The following is a 1042-nucleotide window of genomic DNA, read 5'->3' on the forward strand; positions in this document are numbered from 1 at the left end:
CTCCATCTGTTCGGCGATCTTCATCGCCTCTTCGATCAGGGTCTCCACGATCTTCGACTCCGGCACGGTCTTGATGACCTCGCCCTTCACAAAGATCTGCCCCTTGCCATTGCCCGACGCCACACCCAGATCCGCCTCACGCGCCTCACCCGGACCGTTCACCACACAGCCCATCACCGCGACCCGCAACGGAACCTCCATACCCTCCAGCCCCGCCGTCACCTCATCCGCAAGCCGGTACACATCCACCTGCGCACGCCCGCACGACGGACACGACACGATCTCCAGCCGCCGCTGCTTCAGATTCAGCGCCTCAAGAATCTGCAGACCGACCTTGACCTCCTCCACCGGCGGAGCCGACAGAGAAACCCGGATCGTGTCCCCGATCCCCTCACTCAGCAACGCCCCGAACGCCACAGCCGACTTGATCGTCCCCTGGAACGCCGGACCCGCCTCCGTCACCCCCAGATGCAGCGGGTAGTCACACCGCGCGGCCAGCTGACGGTAGGCATTCACCATCACCACCGGGTCGTTGTGCTTCACCGAGATCTTGATGTCCCGGAAACCGTGCTCCTCGAACAACGACGCCTCCCACAGCGCCGACTCCACCAGAGCCTCCGGCGTCGCCTTCCCGTACTTCCGCAGCAGCCGCGCGTCCAGCGACCCCGCGTTCACCCCGATACGGATCGGCGTCCCCGCGTCCCCCGCAGCCCTCGCGATCTCCCGCACCTTGTCATCGAACTGCTTGATGTTCCCCGGATTCACCCGCACCGCCGCACACCCCGCGTCAATCGCCGCGAACACATACTTCGGCTGGAAATGAATATCCGCGATCACCGGAATCTGCGACTTCCGCGCGATCACCGCCAACGCGTCCGCGTCATCCTGCGTCGGACACGCCACCCGCACGATCTGACACCCCGACGCCGTCAACTCAGCGATCTGCTGCAACGTCGCACCCACATCCGACGTACGCGTCGTCGTCATCGACTGCACCGACACCGGCGCATCCCCACCGACCGCCACCGACCCGACCTGGATC

General features: G+C 65.2%; 1 protein-coding gene. It reads right to left on the reverse strand.

Annotated features, from left to right (window positions below):
* On the reverse strand, nucleotides 1–1041 hold a 1041-nt coding region (gene ispG, locus ACWGDX_RS39380; protein WP_453633643.1), incomplete at its 3' end, for a flavodoxin-dependent (E)-4-hydroxy-3-methylbut-2-enyl-diphosphate synthase.
* Nucleotide 1042 lies beyond the last annotated feature (1 nt).

Source organism: Streptomyces sp. NPDC055025 (assembly GCF_053608565.1).